At 61.5% G+C, this 4,920-nt stretch carries 4 protein-coding genes; 2 read left to right on the top strand and 2 right to left on the bottom strand.

Annotated features, from left to right (window positions below; genetic code table 11):
- On the top strand, positions 1-1,192 hold a 1,192-nt coding region (locus EOA85_RS27640), incomplete at its 5' end, for a cyclopropane-fatty-acyl-phospholipid synthase family protein (protein WP_164759923.1).
- Positions 1,193-1,251: 59 nt separating this feature from the next.
- On the opposite strand, the gene acs is transcribed toward EOA85_RS27640, so the two are convergent.
- A complete protein-coding gene (gene acs / locus EOA85_RS27635; protein ID WP_065011328.1) occupies positions 1,252-3,207 on the bottom strand; it encodes an acetate--CoA ligase in 1,956 nt (651 codons plus the stop codon).
- A 305-nt stretch (positions 3,208-3,512) separates the two neighbouring features.
- Between acs and EOA85_RS27630 the strand changes: the two genes are divergently transcribed.
- Positions 3,513-3,785, top strand: coding sequence for an usg protein (locus tag EOA85_RS27630; protein ID WP_065011174.1), 273 nt, complete (start codon positions 3,513-3,515; stop codon positions 3,783-3,785).
- A gap of 172 nt (positions 3,786-3,957) precedes the next feature.
- Here the strand turns inward: EOA85_RS27630 and EOA85_RS27625 are convergent.
- Positions 3,958-4,920: aldo/keto reductase (locus tag EOA85_RS27625; protein WP_164759922.1), on the bottom strand; the 963-nt coding region annotated here is incomplete at its 5' end.

Here is a 4,920-nt window from a genome sequence, read left to right as displayed (position 1 = left end):
GTGGAGTGGCGAGCGGACGGGGCCCGCCACGGGACCCGTGCTCACCATAAACGACCAGGACATCGTCTGGCAGGTGATGCGTCGGCCCAACCTCTCGACGCTGATCGAAATGTGGATTTCCAAGACCATCGACGTGGAAGGCGGATCGCTGTTCGATTTCTACGCTCTGCCTGCGCACGGCAAGCTCAGGACGAAGCTAAAGTCGTTGCCCAAGCTCGCGGTCCTGCGCGACCTGCCGGCCGTGCTGTTTTCGAGAAAACAGATGACGGCGCGGACCGACCTTTCCGGGCGCAACCCCTTCGTCAGCGGGTCGAACAGGCAAGCGATCCGGCACCACTACGACATTTCGAACGCCTTCTACCGGCTCTTCCTCGACGAACGCATGGTCTATAGCTGCGGCTATTTCACCGATTTCGCCAACGGCATCGACCAGGCGCAGAAAGACAAGCTTGATCATATCTGCCGCAAGCTCCGGCTGAAGCCGGGCGAAAGACTGCTCGACATCGGCTGCGGCTGGGGAGCCATGCTCATCCATGCCGCGAAAAATTACGGCGTCGTCGGCCACGGTGTCTCGCTGTCGGAAGCCCAGACCGAACTTGCCCGCGAGCGCATCCGCTCCGAGGGGCTGGAAGATCGCATCACCATCGAGATAAAATCCTACGCCGAGCTGTCCGGCTCCTTCGACAAGATATCCTCGATCGGCATGTTCGAGCATCTGGGGCTCGCCAACCACGCCGCCTATTTCTCGACCATCCATCGCCTGCTCAAACCGGGCGGCATCTACCTGCATCATGCCATCACCCGGCGCGACAAGGGCAGCATGAAGAAGACCTTGCGCAAGGGCCCGGAATTCAAGGCGCTGATCAAATACATCTTTCCCGGCGGTGAGCTCGACACGATCGGCATGACGCTCGGCAATCTCGAAGCGCACGGCTTCCTCGTCTACGATGTCGAGAATTTGCGCGAGCACTACGCCCGCACCTGCCGTCTGTGGGCCGAGCGCCTCCACGCACGCTTCGACGAAGCGATCGCCGAGGTCGGCGAAGCCAAGGCGCGCCTGTGGCTGCTTTATCTCACCGGATGTTCGATCACTTTCGAACGCGCCTCGGCGCAGATTTTCCAGACCGTCGTCACCAAGCGCGCGCGGGGCCCGAGCGGACTGCCGCCGACGCGAGCGGATCTTTATCGGTAGCGCGGGGACGAGCCGATCTCATCCAATTGGGTTTCTGCCGACCGTCGATCGGATGTTTCTTATCCCCTCTTGTTCTGCCGGTTGGCGACGAGGTCGTCGACGACCGCCGGGTCGGCCAGCGTCGAGGTATCGCCGAGCGCGGCAAAATCGTCCTCGGCGATCTTGCGCAGGATGCGTCGCATGATCTTGCCCGAGCGGGTTTTCGGCAGACCCGGAGCGAACTGGATCTTGTCGGGCGTGGCGATGGCGCCGATGTCCTTGCGGACATGGGCGACGAGTTCCTTGCGCAACTCCTCGCTCGGCTTCTCGCCGGCCATCAAAGTGACGTAGCAGTAGATCCCCTGGCCCTTGATGTCGTGCGGATAGCCGACGACGGCGGCTTCGGAGACTTTCTCGTGCGAAACCAGCGCGGATTCGACCTCGGCCGTGCCCATGCGGTGGCCGGAAACGTTGATGACGTCGTCGACGCGGCCCGTGATCCAGTAGTAGCCATCAGCGTCGCGCCGGCAGCCGTCGCCGGTAAAATATTTGCCCTTGTAAGTGGAAAAATAGGTCTGCACGAAGCGCTCGTGATCGCCATAGACGGTGCGCATCTGGCCCGGCCACGAATCGGCGATGCAGAGGTTGCCGCTGGCAACACCTTCCAGCACCTTGCCGTCGCCGTCCACCAGTTGCGGCTTGACGCCGAAGAACGGCCGCGTCGCGGAACCTGCCTTAAGGTGGGTGGCGCCGGGCAGCGGCGTAATCAGGATGCCGCCGGTCTCGGTCTGCCACCATGTGTCGACGATCGGCACCTTGCCGTTGCCGACGACGTTGAAATACCACTCCCAGGCCTCCGGATTGATCGGCTCGCCGACCGTGCCGAGCACGCGCAGCGATTTGCGCGACGTCCTGGCGACATGGGCGTCGCCGGCGCCCATCAGCGCCCGCAACGCCGTCGGGGCGGTGTAGAAGATGTTGACCTTGTGCTTATCGATGACCTCCCAGAACCGGGACTGCGACGGGTAGTTCGGCACGCCTTCGAACATCAGCGTGGTGGCGCCGTTGGCGAGCGGCCCGTAGACGATGTAGCTGTGGCCGGTGACCCAGCCGACATCGGCGGTGCACCAGTAGATGTCGCCGTCATGGTAGTCGAAGGCATATTGGTGGGTCATCGAGACATAGACGAGATAGCCGGCCGTGGTGTGCAGCACGCCCTTCGGTTTGCCGGTCGAACCCGATGTGTAGAGGATGAACAGCGGGTCCTCGGCCTTCATCTTCTCGGGTTTGCACTCCGCTTTCACCGTCGCGACCTCGTCGTGGTACCAGACGTCGCGTCCGGCGACCCAGCCGGTCTTGCCACCGGTACGGCGCACGACGACGACCTTCTCGACTTTCGTTCCGGCCTTGGCGGCGATCTCAATCGCCTTGTCGGTATTGTCCTTCAACGGGATGGGCTTGCCGCCGCGCAGGCCTTCGTCGGCGGTGATGACGAAGGTTGATTTGCAGTCGTCGATGCGGCCGGCCAGCGCGTCCGGTGAAAAGCCGCCAAAGACCACCGAATGGATAGCGCCGATGCGCGTGCAGGCGAGCATTGCATAGGCGGCTTCCGGGATCATCGGCATGTATATGGTGACGCGGTCGCCTTTCTTGACGCCGTGCTTCTTCATCACATTGGCGAGCCGGCAGACATGCGCGTGGAGCTCGTTATAGGTGATCTTCCTGTCATCGTAGGGATTGTCGCCTTCCCAAATGATGGCGGTCTGATCGCCGCGCTTCTTCAGATGCCGGTCGATGCAGTTCCACGAAACGTTGGTCTCGCCATCCTCGAACCATTTGATCGAGACCTTGCCGTCGAAGGAGGTGTTCTTGACCTTGCTGTAGGGCTTGAACCAGTCGATGCGCTTGCCGTGCTTGCCCCAGAATTTATCCGGGTTCTTCACGCTGTCGGTGTACCATTTCAAATAGGTGTCATTGTCGATCAGCGCGTTCTTCTTCCACGCCGGCTGGACGCGATGGACATGAACCTCGGACATTTTTCCATTCCCTCCCAAGACCAACTGCCAGCTTGCCCGCCGAGCAGCATCGCGGCGCAGCGGCCGCGAATTCGCGCGCATTATTAACAGTTCCGCAGTGACGGCAACATTAGACGTTGGATTCGCGCGGCGGGATGCCGCAGACGTCGTTTTCGCCGCTATCAGCACTCGACTACGATCGCTGCTAAATACATGTTTTTGCGTCGTAAACCTGGCCTCTAACTACGAAATATCAATAGACGATTAAGCAAATAGCGCGCACAATTTCAAATTGGGAGGAAAGGAGAATCAACCAGGGGACCGCGATGCGTGACCATTCCGAAATGGACCTGATGCTCAAGGGCTATGGCTTGACCACGGCCAAGATCCTTTATCATTTTCCCGATCATCCGCATCTGCTGCAGAGCTTCATCTGGCAGGACTACGACATCGCTCCGAAATTTCCGGTGCTGATCCGGTTCATCGAGTTCTGGCAGACCAAGCTCGATGGCCCGCTGCATTCGGTGAGCTATACGCACCAGAAGCTGATCGCGCCCAACGAATGGCACAAGGTCGACGGCGAGTTCGTGCTGCATTAGGGCGTGTCGATATTCAGGTGAGGCCGGCCTGCGAATGGCGGCTTCCTGCGCTTCCGGGGCTCACGTACTTTAAGTACGCTCCGCTCCGGTTCTCGGAAGCCACCATTCTCGGCGCGACCTGACCTGAATCTCAACATGCCCTGTCGCCGGGCGTTTGAAATATCGAGCGGGGTCAGACCGCAGCTGGGCTCAGCCGGGCAAAACCCTCCTGCCGGCGATAGGGGAAATACGGATAGGGTGCGGTGACCGCGCTTGCCGCGTCAAGCTTCTTGATCTGGTCTGATGTCAATGACCAACCGACGGCGCCGAGGTTCTGGCGCAGCTGTTCCTCGTTGCGTGCGCCGATAATGACAGAGGCGACGGTCGGCCGCTGCAGCAACCAGTTGATGGCGACCTGCGGCACCGTCTTGCCGGTTTCCTTGGCGGCAGTGTCGAGCGCATCGACGACCCTGTAGAGTTGCTCGTCCTCGACAGGTGGCCCGAAGCTTGCGGTGTCGTGCAACCGGCTTTTTTCCGGCAGTGGCTCGCCGCGGCGGATCTTGCCGGTCAGGCGGCCCCAGCCGAGCGGGCTCCACACCAGCGCACCGAGGCCCTGGTCGAGGCCTAGCGGCATCAACTCCCATTCATAGTCGCGCCCGACCAGCGAGTAATAGACCTGATGGGCAACGTAGCGCGGGTAGCCGTGCTTGTCCGCCAGGCCGAGCGATTTCATCACTTGCCAGCCGGAAAAGTTGGAGACGCCGACATAGCGCAGCTTGCCGGCGCGCACGAGACTGTCCAGCGTCGACAGCACCTCCTCGATCGGCGTTGCGGCGTCGAAAGCGTGCAGTTGCAGCAGGTCGATGTAATCGGTGCCGAGACGCTTGAGCGCGTCCTCGACGGCTTTGATGAGACGCGAACGGGAGGAGCCGGCATCGTTGGGTCCGTCGCCCATCGGCAGCGAGGTCTTGGTCGAGATCAGCACGGCATCGCGGCGGCCCTTGATGGCCGCGCCGAGCACCTCTTCGGAGGCGCCGTTCGAATAGACGTCGGCGGTGTCGAACAGGTTGACGCCGGCCTCCAGGCAGATGTCGACCAGCCGCCGCGCTTCCGTCGCATCGCTATTGCCCCAGGCGCCGAACAGCGGCCCCGAACC

Origin of the sequence: Mesorhizobium sp. M5C.F.Ca.IN.020.29.1.1 (assembly GCF_003997375.1) — a bacterium.
Taxonomy (GTDB): Bacteria; Pseudomonadota; Alphaproteobacteria; order Rhizobiales; family Rhizobiaceae; genus Mesorhizobium; species Mesorhizobium wenxiniae.
The sequence above is the reverse complement of the archived record's forward strand: the minus strand, read 5'-3'. Positions and strand labels throughout refer to the sequence as shown.

What these genes read in the sequence shown, in the direction of transcription:
- acs (WP_065011328.1), bottom strand. Translation starts at nt 3,207, where the DNA reads ATGTCCGAGGTTCATGTCCATCGCGTCCAGCCGGCGTGGAAGAAGAAC.
- EOA85_RS27630 (WP_065011174.1), top strand. Translation starts at nt 3,513, where the DNA reads ATGCGTGACCATTCCGAAATGGACCTGATGCTCAAGGGCTATGGCTTG.